We start from the raw sequence: 16,593 nt of genomic DNA on the forward strand, positions 1-16,593 counted from the left end.
CCCGTGTGCGCAATGGTCGATCACGCCTGCTGATGTGCATCGCGAAAGGCGCGGCCGCGCATGTTTGAGCGCATGTCCAGCCTTCCAGCGTCAGCGCGACCGGTCCTGCCTTGGCTTGCCGCCCTCGCCGGTCTTGCTTTTGCAATCGGCGCTTGGGGGCTCTGGAGCCTGACCGCTGCAGTGCCTTTGTTCGACCCTGGCGATCCCCGTTTGGACCATGGCGATGCGGCGCGTGGCGCGCTTGTCTTTGCCGCCGCCGATTGCGCCTCCTGCCACAGCACGCCCGGCCAGCCGGACCGCCTGAAGCTTGGCGGCGGTCTGGCGCTTGCCTCGCCCTTTGGCACCTTCCGGGTGCCGAACATCTCACCGGATGTCGAGGATGGAATCGGCAGCTGGCAGGCGGCGGATCTTGCCAATGTGCTGATCGCAGGGGTGTCTCTCAAGCGGCAGCATTATTATCCGGCGCTGCCTTACACGCAGTATACCGGCATGACGCTAGGCGACGTCGCCGATCTCTATGCCTATCTCAGGACGTTGCCGCCGGTCACGGGTAAGGTGCCGCCGCATGATCTTCCGCTGGTCTTCCGCTGGCGCCGTGCGCTCGGGGCTTGGAAGCTCCTGTTCTTCCGACCTGGGCAGACGGAGGCGGTGCTCACCGGCGATCCGCTTCATGATCGGGGCGCCTATCTGGTGGAAACGCTCGGCCATTGCGCCGAATGCCATTCTAGCCGCAATCTCCTTGGCGCGATCAAGCCGAATACGCGCTTTGCCAGCGGGCTTGATCCGGAAGGGACCGGCTTCGTTCCGAACCTCACGCGGGAGCGGATCGGCAGCTGGTCGGAGCAGGATATTGCGCATATGCTGAAGACAGGCGAAACGCCGGACCATGGCCGCGTCGGCTCATCCATGGCGGATGTCGTCGCCAATGCCGCGCTTCTGCCGGAAGACGACCGGCAGGCGATCGCCCGCTATATCAAGTCGTTGCCCGCAAGGCCGACGCCACAGCCATGATCAGTGGGCGTAGAGATAGGCCGCAAGGTCACGCGCCTCGTCTTCGGAGACACCCGTCGCCGGCATGGCCGAGTGCGGCGAGAAGCGCTGTGGTGTCACGATCCAGGCGATCAGCGCATCTGCACTGTTCGGCACGACGCCGGCGATGTAGACCTGTTGCGACAATCCGTCGAGCCGGCCGCCAACCTTCCCATCCGCGCCGGCAATGCCGGGAATGGTGTGGCAGCCTCCGCAGCCGTACCGGCGGAAGAGCGCGGGTGCGCGTGTGGGATCGCCGCCGGTCATGGCTGCGGCGACGGCACCTTGCCGCAGCAGTGCCTGGCCGGTGCTGACAAGGATGCCGGTAGCCAATGCCGCGACCGTGACGATCAGGATGATGCCCACTCTAGGCCAGACCGATCCTCGTTCCATCAAGGCCTCCCTTGCTGGCGGTGCGGATCCAGGTGGCAAGGAACCAGAGAGCGGCTCCGGCATAGACGAGACCGCCCGGCACCCACATGACGATGCCGGCGAGCTGCTGATCCTCCAGAGGGCTCAACCCCCATTCGAGCGCATAGCGCGTCTGCGCCTGATAAAGCACGGTGGGCGCGAGCGCGATCAGGGCCCCCAGCACGCTGGTATGCAGCATGGTGACGAACTGATGCCAGGCGGCCGTACCCCGGCTGGCGCGCCACAGCATCGCCCACCAGAACAGGATTGCCGTGCCGAAGAAGCTGAGGTGCTGAAGCCGGTGAAGCGCACCATGTGTCACTGTCGCATCGAACAGCGGCGGCGCATGCCAGATCCAGAGCGCCAGTGCATGCAGGAAAGTGGCGACGGCCGGTGTCGTGCCTGCGCGCCAGGACAGGCGCAGGGCGCGGCTTCGCAGGCCTTGCGCCAGCGCCGCGCGTGCGCGCCTCGGCAGGGCCCAGAGCATCGGCGCGATCGGCCGGCCGAGAACGATCAACGGTGCCGCCACGGCAACGACCAGCTCATGCTCGATCATGTGCAGGGTGAAGAGATGCTCGCCATATTCATGCAGGGGCGACATCAGGGCGCCGGCCAGGCAGGCAAGACCTGCCCAGAAGACGAGGCCACGCCGGCTGTTCCCACGGGAAAGCAGCCCCCTCCTCAGGCGCAGCCGCAGCATGCCCGCGCCATGCAGGCTCGCCATCAGCAGGATGGGAGTGACGATCCATGGATCGAAGGTCCAGCCGAGCGCATCATGGGCTGCGCCGCCATGGGCATGCGCTGATTGAGTTAGGAGGAGGGCGAAGCCGAGGATCAATGCAGGCATGGGCTGATCAGCAGCGTGGCTGCCCCCTGCAGGATGAGCGCGAAACAGAAGGCAAGGCCGAAAAGCGCGCCGGCATAGGCGCCCGCGCGACCCGCCCGCCCGATGGCGAACCGTCCATAACGCCAGGACAAAAGGGCGCCGCCGGCGGCCACCACGACGAGAGCGAAGGCAGAGCCGCCGGTCCAGCTGCTGCCTGCCGCGCAGTCACGATAGGGCAGGATCTGGCCGAGCTGCGTGTTGAGCGCCCAGGCGGCGGGAGAGAGCGAAAGGCCCGCATAGAGTGTCAGGAGGCTCTTCATAGGCGTGCCAGCCAGTAGATGCAGCCATAGAGCGGCAGCCAGGCGACCACCACGAAATTCCAGTAGAGGCAGTTGTCCTCCACATCGCCGAAGCGACGCGTGTTGTCGCCAAGGCGGGAAAACATCAGGCAGGCGAGCACGACCGTGTCGACGACATCGGTGAGGATATGCGTGGTGTGGAGGCCAAGCAGCATCCACAGGATCGATCCATAGGCATTGTCGTCCCAGCGTATGTTCAGCGTCGTGAACTCGAAGGCGCGCAGGATCAGCGGCGCGATGCCGAGAAGCGTCATCACCACCAGGCCGATGCGCACACGGCGGAGATTGCGCTGTTGCGCCCAGCGGCCGACGAGAATGTTCGGCACGACGCTGGCGATCAGCAGCAGGGTGAGGCTCGTGCCGGCCCAGAGATCGGGCGGCGGCGCCTGCAGCGGCCATTCGGGGGCGAGGCTCATCAGATAGAGATAGACGGCGATGGCGAGCGCGAACCCGGTGCCTTCGATCAGCATGAAGGCCAGTGTCGCCCACCAGGTCGGGCTTTCTGCGCCCGAGCCATGTAGGGGCAGGCCAGACGCATCGAGAACCACGCGATCTCTCATGATTCATCCTCCGGCGTGCCCTAGGGCCAGAACCAGCCGACCAGCGTCACCGCCACGGGGATCGATCCCCAGACCACGGCCCAGGGAGTGAAGATCGACCAGATGAACAGCACCGAGGTGGCCACCGCTGCCCAGAAGGGCCAAACGGAATCGGAGGTCGACGACTCCCGCGCCTGCGGCAAAGCTTCAACCACGCTGGTGACCAGCAGTTCCCGCCGGTCGGTGCGCAGGCCCGCGACCACGGGCAAATCCTCCTCGCCCGCAGACAGGGCCTCGCGCCCGCTGACGACGGGAATGCGGCGGAAATTATAGGATGGCGGCGGCGAGGCCGTCGCCCATTCCAGCGTGGTGGCGCCCCAGGGATTGTCTCCGCCAGGCAAACCGTCATTCCAGCTGCGCAGAATGTTGACGAAGAAGATGAGGAAGCCGGCGAAGAGAATGAGGGCGCTGAGGCTGACAAAGAGATTGAGCCCGGCCCAGGGCAGCTCCGGCTGATAGGTATAGATGCGCCGGGGCATGCCGAGCAGGCCCAGGAGATGCATCGGGAAGAAGGTGAGGTGGAAGCCGCTGAAGATCAGCCAGAAGGACCAGCGCCCGAGACGCTCGCTCATCATGCGCCCCGTGATCTTCGGGAACCAGTAGTGAATGGCCGCCAGCAGCGGAAAGACGGCGCCGCCGATCAGGACATAATGAAAATGGGCGACGACGAAATAGGTGTCGTGAACCTGCGTGTCGAAGGGCACGGAGGCCACCATGACACCCGTCAGGCCGCCCATGACGAAGGTGACGATGAAGCCGAGCACGAAGAGAAGCGGCGTCTTGTAGACCGGCTTGCCGGCCCAGAGGGTTGCCAGCCAGCAGACGATCTGCACGCCCGCCGGCAGCGCGATCGACATGCTGGAGGCGGTGAAGAAGCTTTCGCCGAGGCGCGGCAGGCCGACGGTGAACATATGATGGACCCAGAGCCCGAAGGAGAGCACACCGGTGGTGATCAGCGCCATCACCAGCAGCATATAGCCGAAGAGCGGCCGTCCGACGAAGGCCGGAAGGATGGTGGAGACCATGCCCACCGCCGGCAGGAAGATGATGTAGACCTCGGGATGGCCGAAGAACCAGAAGAGATGCTGCCACAAGAGCGCGTCGCCGCCCTCGGCCGGATTATAGAAATGCGTGCCCACCAAGCCGGTCGAGGATCAGTGTTGTGCTGGAAAACATGATCGCGGGCATGGCCATGATCACCAGAAAAGCCATGACCAGCATGGCCCAGACGAAGACGGGTATGCGGTCCAGCGACATGCCGGGCGCCCGCTGCTTGAACACCGTGACGACGATTTCGACCGCCACCGACAGCGCGGCGACTTCGGTAAAGGTGATCATCTGCGCCCAGAGATCCGCCCGCTTGCCGGGCCCATATTGCGGGCCGGCCAGGGGCACATAGGCAAACCAGCCGACATCGGGCGCACTGTCGAGCGCGAAGGCCACCCAGAGCAGGAGGCCGCCGAAGAGAAACATCCAGTAGGAGAAGGCATTGAGGCGCGGAAAGGCGATGTTGCGGGTGCCGACCATCAGCGGCACGAAATAGGCGGCCATGGCCTCCATCACCGGCACGGCGAAGAGGAACATCATCGTCGTGCCATGCATGGTGAAGATCTGGTTGTAACGGTCGGGGCTGATGAAGCGGGCTTCGGGCCGGGCGAGCTGCAGCCGCATGGCCATGGCGAGCAAGCCGCCGAGGATCAGGAAGAGGAAGGCGGTGACGATATAGCGCCGGGCGACCAGCTTGTGGTCGACCACCGCGATCATGCCCCAGAATCCGGGCCGCGTGGTCCAGGTCTGGCGCAGCCGGTGCTCCAGCTCCGCGTCCGGCAGGTCGACGTCGAGAGGAACATGCGCGTCCTGCTTCTTGGTCATTTGAGCGCATCCAGATAGGCGGAGACTTGCCGAAGCTCATCGCTGGAAAGCGGCACGAGCGGCATGTTGTTGCCCGGCTTCAAGGTTTGCGGATCGGCGATCCAGGCCGCGAGCGAGCCCCGCGTGCGCTCCAGCAACCCGGCGCCGATGGTGGCACGGCTGCCGACATGGGTCAGGTCCGGCCCGGTGCTGCCGCGCGCCTCAGTGCCCCGGATCGTGTGGCAGGCGGCGCAGGGCTTGGCCATGAACACCGCTTGGCCCGCGCGTGCCTCCTCCGTCTGCGGAAGAGAGGCCGGCGCTGCCTGGGCCAGCCACCAGCGCTGATAATCCGCCGCCGTCTCGGCCACGACGGCAAAGGCCATATGGCTGTGCTGGAGGCCGCAGAACTCCGCGCATTGGCCCCGATAGGTGCCCGGCCTCAGCGCCTGGAGGGTGAGAATGTTCTTGCGGCCCGGGATCATGTCGAGCTTACCGGCAAGGCTCGGAATCCACAGGGAGTGGACGACATCGAGCGCTTCCAGCTCAAGGCGGATGCGTCGTCCGACCGGAATATGCAGCTCGTTGGCGCTCTGGAACGCGGGCTCGCCATCCGCATTGGGATAGGTGAACTGCCACCACCATTGCTGCGCCTTGACGCGAATGACCACCTCTGGACCTTCGCCGGCATCGAGATGGCGGGTCGCGTTGAAGCTTGCCAGCGTCAGCCCGGCCACGATCAGGGCGGTGATCGCGAGGGCCGTGTAGACGCTGCGGCGCATGCGTCGCTCCGTTTGTGGATCCTGCCGCGCGGCCTCGCGCCGTCGCGTCAAGGACCACAGGAGGAAGCCGACGACGGCAAGCCAGATCAGCGTACAGACCAGCACGATGAGAAGGATCAGGTCCTTCAACGCCAGCGCGCTACTGCCCTCGGCATTCAGCGCCGATTGCGGGTTCGTGCAGCCTGTGAGGAGGAGCAGGAGCAGGAAAAGAGATGCACGCGGGATCATGGTGTCGGCCCTTGATCCGGATGCATAGGGGTCGGCCCCTGGTCGAAGACGATCGCGGCGGGCGCACGGTTCTCGGCGGGCCGGCCGAGCTTGTCGTCGTTGCGACCGGGCGCGTTGACGCTGGCGGAATAGGCGCCAAGCGCCTTGATGTAGCCGGCCAGCTGCCAGATCTCGTCGCTCGTCATCCGGCTTTTGAAAGCCGGCATGCCATGCGGCCTCCCATCGCGGATCGAGCCTACGATCGACGCCATCGAGGGGCCATAAAGCCACCAGCCGTCGACGAAAGACGGACCTTTGCCGCCCGTGCCCTCCGCACCATGACACGCGGCGCAGCCGAACCAGCTATAAAGACGCTTGCCCTGCGACAGATCGAAGGCAGTCTTCTCGTAAGGCTTGCCGGCCGCAAAATAGGCTTCCGGCGGCGTGCCCGAAATGCCGTTCGGCATCAGGCGGAACTGGTCGAGCGCGGCGGTGAACGGCGGATCGGGCCGATATTGTCTTGGCACGCGCATATAGGCCAAGCCGACCGCAAGTGCGATGGCGGCGCCAGCACCCGCGGCAATCCGAAGCTTTATCGAGCCCAACCGCTCCATCGCTGCCTGCCAGCTTCCTCTCGCACCCGCTTAGTTGACCGGCTTGCTCTGCGAGCGCTCGAGGCGGATCGGCAGAAGCTTGTAGGACGGCGTTTTGGCCTGCGGATCGTGATGCGAGAGCGGGAAGAGCGGATTGGTCTCCGGAAAATAGGCCGCGCAGCACCCCTCGGGGATGTCGTAATCGAGCAGGCGAAAGCCCGCGACGCGGCGCTCTGTCTCCGGTTCGAGCGCGGTGACGAGATCGACGATGTCGCCGGGGGCAAAGCCGAGACGGTCGATATCCGCGCGATTGACGAAGATCACCTGGCGCGTGCCCTTCACGCCGCGAAAACGGTCGTTATAGCCGTACACCGTGGTGTTGAACTGATCGTTGGAGCGCAGCGTCGCGAGGTGAAGCACCTCGGGCGCCGGTGGACCGAGATCGGGAAAAAGGCGCGGCGGGGTGATGAAATTGGCCTTGCCATTGGGCGTGACCCACTTGCGCTCGCGCGCCGGCACTGGCCGGGGAAAGCCACCGGGCTGGAGGAAGCGTGTGTTGAAGTCCTTGAAGGTCTCCGGATAGGTCCGCTCGATGGCGTCGCGAATCTCGCCGTAATTGCCGACCCAGCGGTCCCAGGGCACCTGGCCTCGGGTCAGCGTTGCCTTGGCCATGCCGGCGACGATCGCGGGCTCGGAGAGAAGATGCGGGCTTGCAGGCTTGGCCATGCCGCGCGAGCCGTGAAATTGCGCAACCGAGCTTTCGATCGAGACCGACTGCGGCCCGCTTTCCTGTTGATCGATCTCGATGCGGCCGAGGCAAGGCAGCAGATAGGCGATCTCGCCATGGATCACATGGCTGCGGTTGAGCTTTGTGGCGATCTGCACGGTGAGGCGCAGCTTGCGCCAGGCGCTTTCCATGGCCTGCGTCTCGGGCACGGCCCGCAAGAAGTTGCCGCCGAGGCTGACGAAGGCCTTGGTCTCGCCCTTGAGGATCGACGCGCAGGCATCGACAGTGGTGTGCCCCTCCCAGCGTGGCGGTTCGAACGCATAGAGCTCCTTGAGCGTGTCGAGCGGCACGAGGTCCGGCTTCTCGGTGATGCCGACCGTGCGCTGGCCCTGGACGTTGGAATGGCCCCTGACGGCGCAGATATTGGCGCCGGGCTTGCCGATATTGCCGCGCAGCAGCGCCAGATTGGCGACCATCTGCACATTCTCGACCCCCATGACATGCTGGGTCAGGCCCATGCCGTAACAGATCAGCACCGCCTCGGAATGGGCATAGAGCCGTGCCGCTTCGATCATCTGGCTGCGCGTGAGCCCGCTGAAGTGCTCGAGATCCTCCCAGGCATAGCCGCGCGCAGCAGCGGCAAACTCTTCGAAGCCCGCCGTGTGCGTGGCAATGAAATCATGGTCGAGCACATGTTTCTTGTCGGCTGCGGCCATGGAGGCGGCAAAGGCCACGGCGGCCGCATTGTCAGGATCGTCGGGAATGTCATCCGCGCCGGCGACCTTGCTGATCTGCGAGGTCTGCAGCGCATCGTCGGCCTCGATTAGAGCCTTGCAGACGCCGAAGAGCGCGGCAACATCGCCGCCATTCTTCAGCTGGTAATAGGCGTCGGAGATCTCGGTCTCGGCCAGCGTCAGCATCTCGCCCGGCGCCTGCGGATTAGTGAAACGCTGCAGTCCCGGCTCGCGCAGAAGATTGAAGGTGACGATCTTCACGCCGCGATCGACGGCGTCCTGCAAATCATGCAGCAGGCGAGGCGAGGAGGTGCCGACATTCTGGGCGATGTAGAAAATGCAGTCGCAATTCTGGAAGTCGGAGAGCACGGCCGTGCCGACGGTGGCGCCGATACTTTGCGGCAGGCCGACCGACGAACTCTCGTGGCACATATTGGAGGAGTCGGGCAGGTTGTTGCTGCCATAGATGCGCGCGAAGAGCTGGAACATGTAGGAGGTTTCCAGCGAGGCGCGGCCAGAGGTGTAGAACTCCACCTGCTTTGGGTCGAGGGCTTTGAGCTCCCTGCCGATCTCCTCGAAGGCCGCAGCCCAGGTGACGGGGCGATAGGTGTCGGAGGCAGCGTCCCAGCGCATCGGCTCGGTCAGGCGTCCCTTTTTCTCCAGATCGTGATCGAGCCAGCTTTCAAGATCGGCAAGCGGATGGGCCGCGAAGAAAGCGGGATCCGCGCGCCGGCCGGTGATTTCCCAGGCGGTCGCCTTCGCGCCGTTCTCACAGAATTCCAGCGGATGCGGCTTGGCGGGTTTGGCCCAGGCGCAGCTGACGCACATATAGCCTTCGGCCTTGTTCTGATGCGTCAGCAGGCGTGCCGCTGAGACGGGAACATGTTCGCGCAGCACGATCTCGCTAACCGAACGCGCCGATCCCCATCCACCGGCCGGCCCACTGGAAAAGCCGAGCTTCGGTTTCGTCTTTGGCCTTCGCGTCATCGTCCCCACGCCCCGCTCACCCTATCGCCGGCGCTACCGCCGGGATGTGTGAACAAGGCAGAAGACCCCCGGTTCCCAGGCCTCTTCCAACAGAACGCGATTTCACGCGTCGCGGCGTAGAGGGGCTCTTGGCCCGACCGGCTCCCGGGACGCTGTCGAGCGATACAGCCAGCGACAAGCGGCGCAGCCGGATGGAGCGATGCTTAGGCGACCTTGAGCGTTTCCGCCGCTTTGTCAGCCGTTACGACCGCCCGACCGTCCGGCGCATCGGCTTCGTCCACCGCGCAGCAGCCATATGGCTGCGCCGATGATCGAGCCGGCCTAAATCGCGCTCGCCACCTTCCGCGCGATATAGAGCTGGCGCAGCCTCAGGGTCAGCGGGCCGGGCTTGCCGGTGCCGACGGGCTGCCCATCGATCGCAACCACCGGCAGGACGAAGTTGGTGGCCGAGGTCATGAAGGCTTCCGCTGCGTCCTTGGCTTCCTCTGGTGTGAAGGCGCGCTCCTCATAGGGGATGCCGGCCTCGGTCGCGATGTCGAGAATGCTCGCGCGGGTGATCCCGTGCAGGATCGCATGGGAGAGCGGGCGGGTCACCAGCCTTCCCGCCTGGGTGATGATATGCGCGCTGGCCGCGCTGGCCTCGGTGACGAAGCCGTCTTCCACCAGCCAGGCTTCATCCGCCCCACTTGCGGCAGCTTCCATCTTCGCCATGGAGGGATAGAGGAGCTGCACCGTCTTGATATCACGCCGGGCCCAGCGCTGATCGGGCAGGAGCGCGACGGAAATGCCTGTGGCCACCTTTGGATTGTCGAGCACCGGCTTGGCCTGGGTGAAAAGCGTCAGCGTCGGCTTGGCGTCCTTCGGATAGGCGAAATCGCGGTCGGCGGGACCGCGCGAAATCTGCAGATAGATCAGCCCCTCCTGAAGATCGTTGCGGCGGACGATCTCGCGATGCACCGCAAGCAGTTCGTCCGGCGATAGCGGGCAGGCAATGCCGAGCTCTACCATCGAGCGTTGCAGGCGGGCGGCGTGCCCCTGATATTCCAGGAGCTTGCCACCGACGACGCCGGTGACCTCATAGATCGCATCGGCAAAGAGAAAGCCACGATCGAAAATCGAGACCTTGGCATCTTCTTCCGGCAGCCAGGCGCCGTTCAGGTAGACAATACGAGACAAGGGAAGGGAGCCTTTCGAAACTTGGCGCATGTCGGCCGGAGCGGGTTCGCTTCGGCCTCGGGCGGGGCAGAGACATAGAGATCAGCGACCGTGCGGTAAAGCCGTCTTGACCGCAGGGGTGCCGGGCTTGGCAAAGGCGGCGATGGTGATGCCGGCAGTCGTCAACTTGTCGCGCAGCGCCCGCGCGGTCGCGGGTGCGCCCGGCGTGTCGCCATGAATGCAGACGGTGGCGGCGGTCACCTGAAGATGCGTGCCTGCGATCGTCGGGATCTTCCCGTCGCAAACCATGGACAGCACCTGATCGACGCTCTGCGAAAGATCATGGATCACCGCGCCCTCCATCTGGCGCGGCGCCAGCATGCCGTTTGCGAGATAGCGGCGATCCGCATAGACCTCGCAAGCGACCGACAGACCGGCAGCCTCGGCCGCGCGCAGGGTTTGGGAATAGGGAAGCGTGATGAAGACGAGGCCAGGATCGACGGCCCGGATGGCGCGGACGCAGACGCCGGCCAGCGTCTCGTCTTCCGCCGCCATATTGCCCAGTGCGCCATGGGTCTTCACATGGGTGATCGGCCAGCCAAGCGCGGTGGCCATGCCTTGGATAGCGGCGATCTGGTAGATGATCTGCGCCTCGATATCCTGCGGGCGCTCGCCCTGGATGCGGCGCCGGCCAAAGCCGTACAAATCCATGAAGGACGGGTGCGCACCGACCGCCACGCCCTTTTCACGCGCGCTGACGATCGTATCGCGCATCACGCTCGGATCGCCTGCATGAAAGCCGCAGGCGATGTTGGCGGTGGTGATAACGTCCATCATGGCGGCATCGTCGCCGATGGTATAGGCGCCGAAGCTTTCCCCCATATCGCAATTGAGGTCGATCGAAGGCATGGGATGATCCTGTTTTCCGGTCTGGCAAATTCGCGCGTCAACACTGGGAGGAGGTCTATCGTACGCTGCGGTCTTGACATACAATTGGTGTACTGAAATGACAAGAACCTTGTTGGCATGGCGACACCGCGTCGTCCCGCAATGGCATCGTAGTGGATAATGCGGATCGTCCATGCTCTTCTGGATTGCAAACTGGCAGAGGCAGCAGGCAAAGTTGGAGCGAGGAATGACGGTGCCTGACCCTATGCCTTCTGCCTATCCGCGTCTCGCGGCGAATGGCGATCGCGCCGTCGTCATCGAACTCTCGGACCAGATCTCCGAGGACACGAACAGGCGCGTCGTGGCTCTGGCCGAGAATCTGGACCGTCAGCCGATCGCCGGCGTCATCGAGACCGTTCCGACCTATCGCTCGCTTCTCGTCTCCTATGACCCGCTGATCGTGCGAGGGCGCGATCTGCAGGTGCTTCTGCTTGAGCGGCTTTCCACAGTCCGTGTGGAAGAGGCACGCGCGCGGCGGCTGGTCGTGCCGGTGCTTTATGGCGGCGATGCCGGCTTGGATCTGAACGAGATGGCCGAGATGAAGCGGATGGGCACAGCCGATCTCATTGCCCTGCATGGCGCAGCGGATTACCGTGTTTACATGATTGGCTTTGCGCCCGGCTTTGCCTATCTCGGCGGCCTTCCGGAGGCGCTCCACACGCCGCGCCTGGCGGTGCCGCGCCAACGGATCGAGGCCGGGGCCATCGGCATCGGCGGCAAGCAGGCCAGCATCAATTCCGTCGCCGGCCCGAGCGGCTGGCGCTTCATCGGCCGTACGCCGATCCGCATGTTCGATCCAACTCGCAGCGACGCCTTCCTGCTGAAGGCCGGGGACCACGTCCGCTTTCGCGCGATCGAAGAGGACGAAGCCGCCGCGCTGGATGCGGCGGTGGCGGCCGGCACGGCTCCGATCGATTGGGAGGACGCATGAGAAGCGTTGTCGTTCTCCAGGCCGGGCCGCTGATGTCGGTGCAGGATCTCGGCCGCACCGGATATGTGCGCATGGGCGTCTCCGCCTCCGGCCCGATGGACGAGGCCGCCCTGCGCATCGCCAACCGCCTTGTCGGCAATGCGCAGAGCGATGCGCTGATCGAGTTCGCCGTGACAGGCGGGCGGTTCGAAGTCGGTGAGCCGGTGTGCTTTGCCGTCACCGGCGGCGCGGTCTCGATCACGGTCGATGGCGAGCGGGTCGATGGCTGGGCAAGCCATGTTCTTCTGCCTGGACAGGTCCTGCACATCGGGGCGCTGACCAACGCCGTCTGGGGCTATCTCGCCTTTTCGGGCGGAGTGCTCACGGAACCGGTGCTCGGCTCGCGCTCGACGCATCTGCGCTCGGGCTTGGGCGGGCTGGAGGGCCGGCGCCTGGTGCCCGGCGATGCGCTGCCGCTCGGCGATCCAGCCGATGAGGTGCTCGACGCACCGCAAAGGGTGCTTCGCATGCCAGTTCCACGCCCTGCGGGACCGATTCGCGTTATCGACGGCCCGCAGGCCGGACATTTCGATCAGGCTGCTTGGCAAAGCTTCTTGCGCGAACCCTTCGTGGTGTCCGGCAGCCGCGACCGCATGGCGCAGATCCTCGAAGGGCCGCTCCTTCGCGCGGCCGGCGGCCATGACATCGTCTCCGATGGCACGGTGATGGGGTCGATCCAGGTTCCCGCCTCCGGCCGCCCGATCGTTTTGATGGCGGAGCGCCAGACAACCGGCGGCTATCCGAAGATCGCCACCATCGCCTCCGTCGATCTGCCCCGGCTGGCGCAGGCCATGACCGGCAGCTTGATCCGCTTCAAGCGGGTGACGCAGGCGCAGGCGGAAGATCTCTGGATTGCCCGCGCCCGCACGCTGGAGACAGTCCTTGCCAGCCTCGATCCAGGCGCGGACGCGGCGAATGAAGGAGGCAGATCGTGACCACACCGCTGGCCAAGCAGGCCTATGGCCGGATCATCGAGATGATCCTCGCGGGCGCCCTGAAGCCCGGCGATCTCCTGCAGGAAGCCAGGCTCGGCGATGAGCTCGGCATGTCCCGCACGCCCGTGCGCGAGGCGATCAAGCGCATCGAGGCAGAGGGGCTTGCCGTTCAGGAGGGGCGGTTCCTCAAGGTGCGCACCCTGACCATTCCCGAGGTCGAGGAAATCTTTTTCCTGCGTCAGCAGCTGGAAAGCTATTGCGCGCGCCACGCGACGGGGATCGCGCCCGATCTTCTGGATCATCTCGAAAACCGCGTTGTGACGCTGCGGACGAACGGGCCGGGCGACGAGGACGAGCAGCGCGGCGTCGATGACGATCTGCACCATGCGCTGGCGCGGGCTGCGGGCAACCAGATGATGCTGCGCGCGATCAGCGACCTGCGCCGGCGCACCTGTATGTTCGACCACAGCCAAGTGCCGGCGCGTTTCACCGTCAGCTGTCAGGAGCATGTCGATATTCTTCAGGCCTTGCGGGCCGGCGATGGTGAGCGGGCGGGCGTGTTGATGGGGGCGCATATCGCCCATGCCCGCGACGCGATCCTGGCCCGTCTGAGCAACCCTGCAGGGAGGCCTTCCCGATGAAATGCCTTGTGGTCCAGCCCATTCATGTGGCCGGCCTTACGCGCCTGAGGGAGGCGGGGGTCGAGCCCGTCTTGTGCCCCGATACCGAGATCGGAACGATTACCAGGCTGATCGGCGATTGCGAGGCGGTCGTGACCCGCGATGCCGGGCTTAGCGCTGAAGCGATCGCCGCCGCCGCCTGCCTCAGGGTGATCGTCTCGCACGGCGCCGGGCATGATGCGATCGACAAGGTTGCAGCCGAACGACGCGGCATTCTCGTCTGCAACACGCCAGGGGCCAATGCCCGTTCGGTCAGCGAGCTGGCGCTCGGCCTGGCCATCGCAGCCGCCCGGCTAATCCCGGCGGCCGACCGATCCGTGCGCGCGGGCGAAAAGGGCTTTCGCGAGACCGGGCACTTCCACGAGCTTTTCGGCAAGACGGCGCTGATCATCGGCTGGGGTGCGACTGCCCAAGGGCTGGGGCGGATGCTCGACACCGCCTTTGGCATGCGCGTGCTGGTCTATTCCCCTCGCAGTACGGGCGTGCTGCCCTATCAGCGCGTCACGACGCTGAAGGAAGGGCTCGGCCTTGCCGATCTCATCTCCCTTCACACGCCGCTGCGCGAGGAGACCCGCAATCTGTTCGATGCCGGGGCCTTTGCCGCCGTCAAGCGGGGCGCGATCCTCGTCAACACGGCACGGGCGGGCCTGGTCGACGAGGCCGCGCTCGCCAGCGCGCTTGCCGATGGCACGATTGCCGGCGCCGGCCTCGACGTCTATTCGCCAGGTGCTGCGCAGGGGCCGCTGGGCGCGAGCGATCGTGTGATCTTCACGCCCCATCTCGGCGGCACCACGGGCGAAGCGCTGGAGCGTGTTGCCTTTGCCGCCGCCGGTCATGTGCTGACCGCGCTGTCGGGCAACCGCCCTGAAACGACCATCGTGCCGCAAGCGGTGACGGCATGAGCACCGCCATCCGAGAGAGGATCGACAGGCTTCTGGACCGCATCAATGCGATCTCCGCGCCAGGCCCAGGCTTTACCCGGCCGTCCTATAGTCCGCTGGAAAGCCAGGCGCATCGCGTGGTAGCGCAGGAGGCCGAAGCGCTCGGCCTGACGGTGACGCGCGACGCCGCGCTCAATTTGTTCGCCCGCCTGCCGGGGCGAGACCGCAGCGCGCCGGCGATTTACTGCGGCTCGCATCTCGATACGGTCGCCATGGGCGGGGCCTATGACGGCCAGGCCGGCGTTACGGGCGCCCTGGCGCTGGCGGCGGCATTCGTCGAAAGCGGTGAGCCGCCCCCGGTCGATCTGATGGTGACGGTGACGCGCGCGGAGGAAAGCGTCTGGTTCCCGGTGTCCTATGCCGGTGCGCGCGCCGCGCTTGGGCGGCTGACGGCGCCGGAGCTTCAGGCCCGGCGTTCCGACACCGGCCGCACGCTGTATGATCACATCCGGGAGGAGGGCGGCCGACCGGATGACATCCTGACCGCAGCCGGCCTTGCCGCTGCCCGCTTCATCGAATTGCATATCGAACAGGGGACCGTGCTCCATCATGCCGGCGAACCCTTCGCCATCGTCTCGGGTGTGCGTGGCGGCCTGCGCTATCGCCAAGCGCGGGTCAATGGCACCTGGGCGCATTCCGGCGGCCCGGCGCGCGGCGAGCGCGCCGATGCGGTGTTCGCCTTGGCGGACCTGGTGATGGCCATGGACCGGCGCTGGGAAGAGGCGCTCGCCCGGGGGCAGGACCTTGCCGTCACCTTCGGCCGTGTCGATGCCGCATCCGGCGAACACGCCTTCGCAAAAGTGCCGGGATGGGCCGATTTCTGCATCGACCTGCGCAGCGACGCCGCCGCCGTGCTTCACGAGGTGGACGGTCTGTTCAAGGCGGAGATCGAACGGATCGAAACGGCGCGCGGAGTCCGCTTCGAGCTGGGCGCGCCTTCGCAAAGCCAGCCCATGGCCCTGTCGATCGCGCTCGGCGACCGGATCGCCCAAGGCGCAGCCGGGCTTGGACATAGCCCACGCCGGATGCTGTCCGGCGGCGGGCACGATGCGGCGGCGTTCGCGCAGGCCGGCTGGGAGAGCGTCATGGTGTTTCTGCGCAACTGGAACGGCAGCCACAATCCTGACGAAGCCATGGACACGGCCGATCTCGCAACGGCTGTCGAGGTGCTTCATGCAGCGATCCGCGGGAGCGGACAGGAAGGTGCGGCGTGAGCGATAGGGAAACCCTTGCCCAGCAGGTCTATCGCGACCTGAAGCAGCGTATTCTGGAAGGCCGGCTTTCTTCCGAGGAGATGCTGACGGAGCGCACCCTGGCGCTGGAATCCGGCATTTCCCGCACGCCGCTGCGCGCCGCCATCTCGCGCCTCGAGAAGGAAAACGTCATTTCGCGTCTGCCCAATGGCGCGCTGATGATTCGTACCGTGACCGTCGAGCAATTGCTGGAGATCGTGCAGGTGCGGCGACTGCTGGAGGGCGCCGCCGCCGAGAAGGCCGCTGGCCTGCCCTTTACCGAGGAACTGGCACAAGCGCGCGCGCGGATGCGCACGTTCACCGGCGGCGGGGATATCGCCTTCGATCTCTTCTGGATCGACGACGACGCCTTTCACAACGCCGTCGCCTTTGCCGCCGGCCTGCCGCTGCTCGCCGCGATGCTGACGGAGATGCGCAGCATCGCCCGGCGTTGCACCATCACCCGCACCCATGACCGCTTCGACCAGCAGGCGCTGGAGCATATCGCCATAATCGATGCCATCGAGGCCCGGGACGGTCCGGCCGCCCGCGCGGCCATGGAGGCGCATTTCGACAGCGTCCGCATCCGCTTCCTCGGCTGGCTGGCGCGCAATTGAGAGCCGTGACCGC

General features: G+C 65.6%; 16 protein-coding genes and 1 pseudogene. 7 read left to right on the forward strand and 10 right to left on the reverse strand.

Annotated elements, in window-relative coordinates; genetic code table 11:
- The first annotated feature begins 60 nt into the window (after positions 1 to 60).
- On the forward strand, positions 61 to 1,011 hold the full coding sequence (locus BMX61_RS10650) for a cytochrome c (protein WP_234794651.1): 951 nt from the start codon (positions 61 to 63) through the stop codon (positions 1,009 to 1,011).
- On the opposite strand, the gene BMX61_RS10655 is transcribed toward BMX61_RS10650, so the two are convergent.
- The 10 genes and pseudogenes from BMX61_RS10655 to BMX61_RS10700 form a co-directional block, all read right to left on the reverse strand.
- Positions 1,012 to 1,422, reverse strand: a complete 411-nt coding sequence (locus BMX61_RS10655) for a c-type cytochrome (RefSeq protein ID WP_075629840.1) — start codon at positions 1,420 to 1,422, stop codon at positions 1,012 to 1,014.
- The gene (locus BMX61_RS10660; protein WP_075629839.1) at positions 1,397 to 2,287 is read right to left on the reverse strand and encodes a cytochrome c oxidase assembly protein; all 891 of its coding nucleotides are present in this window, start codon (positions 2,285 to 2,287) and stop codon (positions 1,397 to 1,399) included. Before BMX61_RS10660 ends, BMX61_RS10655 begins: the two co-directional genes overlap by 26 nt.
- The gene (locus tag BMX61_RS10665; RefSeq protein ID WP_075629838.1) at positions 2,275 to 2,586 is read right to left on the reverse strand and encodes a hypothetical protein; all 312 of its coding nucleotides are present in this window, start codon (positions 2,584 to 2,586) and stop codon (positions 2,275 to 2,277) included. The genes BMX61_RS10660 and BMX61_RS10665 overlap by 13 nt, the downstream gene beginning before the upstream one ends.
- A complete protein-coding gene (locus tag BMX61_RS10670) occupies positions 2,583 to 3,185 on the reverse strand; it encodes a cytochrome c oxidase subunit 3 (protein WP_075629837.1) in 603 nt (200 codons plus the stop codon). Before BMX61_RS10670 ends, BMX61_RS10665 begins: the two co-directional genes overlap by 4 nt.
- 20 nt (positions 3,186 to 3,205) lie before the next feature.
- A pseudogene (ctaD, locus tag BMX61_RS10675) lies at positions 3,206 to 5,096 on the reverse strand (cytochrome c oxidase subunit I).
- Positions 5,093 to 6,082, reverse strand: coding sequence for a cytochrome c oxidase subunit II (coxB, locus tag BMX61_RS10680; protein WP_075629836.1), 990 nt, complete (start codon positions 6,080 to 6,082; stop codon positions 5,093 to 5,095). Before coxB ends, ctaD begins: the two are co-directional and overlap by 4 nt.
- Entirely contained in the window at positions 6,079 to 6,666 is a 588-nt protein-coding gene (locus tag BMX61_RS10685; protein ID WP_407703764.1) for a c-type cytochrome, read from the reverse strand. Before BMX61_RS10685 ends, coxB begins: the two co-directional genes overlap by 4 nt.
- Positions 6,667 to 6,705: 39 nt before the next feature.
- Positions 6,706 to 9,102 carry an FdhF/YdeP family oxidoreductase gene (locus BMX61_RS10690; RefSeq protein ID WP_075629834.1) on the reverse strand — a complete coding sequence of 799 codons (2,397 nt, stop codon included), beginning with the start codon at positions 9,100 to 9,102 and terminating at the stop codon, positions 6,706 to 6,708.
- Between the two features lie 321 nt (positions 9,103 to 9,423).
- Entirely contained in the window at positions 9,424 to 10,278 is an 855-nt protein-coding gene (locus BMX61_RS10695; protein WP_075629833.1) for a D-amino-acid transaminase, read from the reverse strand.
- Between the two features lie 81 nt (positions 10,279 to 10,359).
- Complete coding sequence (locus BMX61_RS10700) at positions 10,360 to 11,166, reverse strand: LamB/YcsF family protein (RefSeq protein WP_075629832.1); 807 nt, start codon at positions 11,164 to 11,166, stop codon at positions 10,360 to 10,362.
- 226 nt (positions 11,167 to 11,392) lie between these two features.
- Here BMX61_RS10700 and pxpB point away from each other — a divergent pair, with 226 nt between their 5' ends.
- From pxpB to BMX61_RS10730, 6 genes are read left to right on the forward strand one after another with little or no spacing between them, the layout of a single operon-like run.
- Positions 11,393 to 12,136: a 5-oxoprolinase subunit PxpB gene (gene pxpB, locus BMX61_RS10705; RefSeq protein ID WP_234794652.1), complete on the forward strand. Its 744-nt coding sequence runs from the start codon at positions 11,393 to 11,395 to the stop codon at positions 12,134 to 12,136.
- Positions 12,133 to 13,110 carry a 5-oxoprolinase subunit C family protein gene (locus BMX61_RS10710; protein ID WP_075629830.1) on the forward strand — a complete coding sequence of 326 codons (978 nt, stop codon included), beginning with the start codon at positions 12,133 to 12,135 and terminating at the stop codon, positions 13,108 to 13,110. Before pxpB ends, BMX61_RS10710 begins: the two co-directional genes overlap by 4 nt.
- Positions 13,107 to 13,751, forward strand: coding sequence for a GntR family transcriptional regulator (locus BMX61_RS10715; protein ID WP_075629829.1), 645 nt, complete (start codon positions 13,107 to 13,109; stop codon positions 13,749 to 13,751). The genes BMX61_RS10710 and BMX61_RS10715 overlap by 4 nt, the downstream gene beginning before the upstream one ends.
- The gene (locus BMX61_RS10720) at positions 13,748 to 14,692 is read left to right on the forward strand and encodes an NAD(P)-dependent oxidoreductase (RefSeq protein WP_075629828.1); all 945 of its coding nucleotides are present in this window, start codon (positions 13,748 to 13,750) and stop codon (positions 14,690 to 14,692) included. Before BMX61_RS10715 ends, BMX61_RS10720 begins: the two co-directional genes overlap by 4 nt.
- Positions 14,689 to 15,945: a hydantoinase/carbamoylase family amidase gene (locus BMX61_RS10725; protein WP_075629827.1), complete on the forward strand. Its 1,257-nt coding sequence runs from the start codon at positions 14,689 to 14,691 to the stop codon at positions 15,943 to 15,945. The genes BMX61_RS10720 and BMX61_RS10725 overlap by 4 nt, the downstream gene beginning before the upstream one ends.
- On the forward strand, positions 15,942 to 16,580 hold the full coding sequence (locus BMX61_RS10730) for a GntR family transcriptional regulator (RefSeq protein ID WP_075629826.1): 639 nt from the start codon (positions 15,942 to 15,944) through the stop codon (positions 16,578 to 16,580). The genes BMX61_RS10725 and BMX61_RS10730 overlap by 4 nt, the downstream gene beginning before the upstream one ends.
- Positions 16,581 to 16,593: the final 13 nt, after the last annotated feature.

It is taken from the genome of Xaviernesmea oryzae, from assembly GCF_900109605.1.
Lineage (GTDB): Bacteria > Pseudomonadota > Alphaproteobacteria > Rhizobiales > Rhizobiaceae > Xaviernesmea > Xaviernesmea oryzae.

What these genes read in the sequence shown, in the direction of transcription:
- BMX61_RS10690 (WP_075629834.1), bottom strand. Translation starts at nt 9,102, where the DNA reads ATGACGCGAAGGCCAAAGACGAAACCGAAGCTCGGCTTTTCCAGTGGG.
- BMX61_RS10720 (WP_075629828.1), top strand. Translation starts at nt 13,748, where the DNA reads ATGAAATGCCTTGTGGTCCAGCCCATTCATGTGGCCGGCCTTACGCGC.
- BMX61_RS10665 (WP_075629838.1), bottom strand. Translation starts at nt 2,586, where the DNA reads ATGAAGAGCCTCCTGACACTCTATGCGGGCCTTTCGCTCTCTCCCGCC.
- BMX61_RS10650 (WP_234794651.1), top strand. Translation starts at nt 61, where the DNA reads ATGTTTGAGCGCATGTCCAGCCTTCCAGCGTCAGCGCGACCGGTCCTG.
- BMX61_RS10655 (WP_075629840.1), bottom strand. Translation starts at nt 1,422, where the DNA reads ATGGAACGAGGATCGGTCTGGCCTAGAGTGGGCATCATCCTGATCGTC.
- BMX61_RS10670 (WP_075629837.1), bottom strand. Translation starts at nt 3,185, where the DNA reads ATGAGAGATCGCGTGGTTCTCGATGCGTCTGGCCTGCCCCTACATGGC.
- BMX61_RS10710 (WP_075629830.1), top strand. Translation starts at nt 12,133, where the DNA reads ATGAGAAGCGTTGTCGTTCTCCAGGCCGGGCCGCTGATGTCGGTGCAG.
- coxB (WP_075629836.1), bottom strand. Translation starts at nt 6,082, where the DNA reads ATGATCCCGCGTGCATCTCTTTTCCTGCTCCTGCTCCTCCTCACAGGC.
- BMX61_RS10660 (WP_075629839.1), bottom strand. Translation starts at nt 2,287, where the DNA reads ATGCCTGCATTGATCCTCGGCTTCGCCCTCCTCCTAACTCAATCAGCG.
- BMX61_RS10725 (WP_075629827.1), top strand. Translation starts at nt 14,689, where the DNA reads ATGAGCACCGCCATCCGAGAGAGGATCGACAGGCTTCTGGACCGCATC.
- BMX61_RS10700 (WP_075629832.1), bottom strand. Translation starts at nt 11,166, where the DNA reads ATGCCTTCGATCGACCTCAATTGCGATATGGGGGAAAGCTTCGGCGCC.
- pxpB (WP_234794652.1), top strand. Translation starts at nt 11,393, where the DNA reads ATGACGGTGCCTGACCCTATGCCTTCTGCCTATCCGCGTCTCGCGGCG.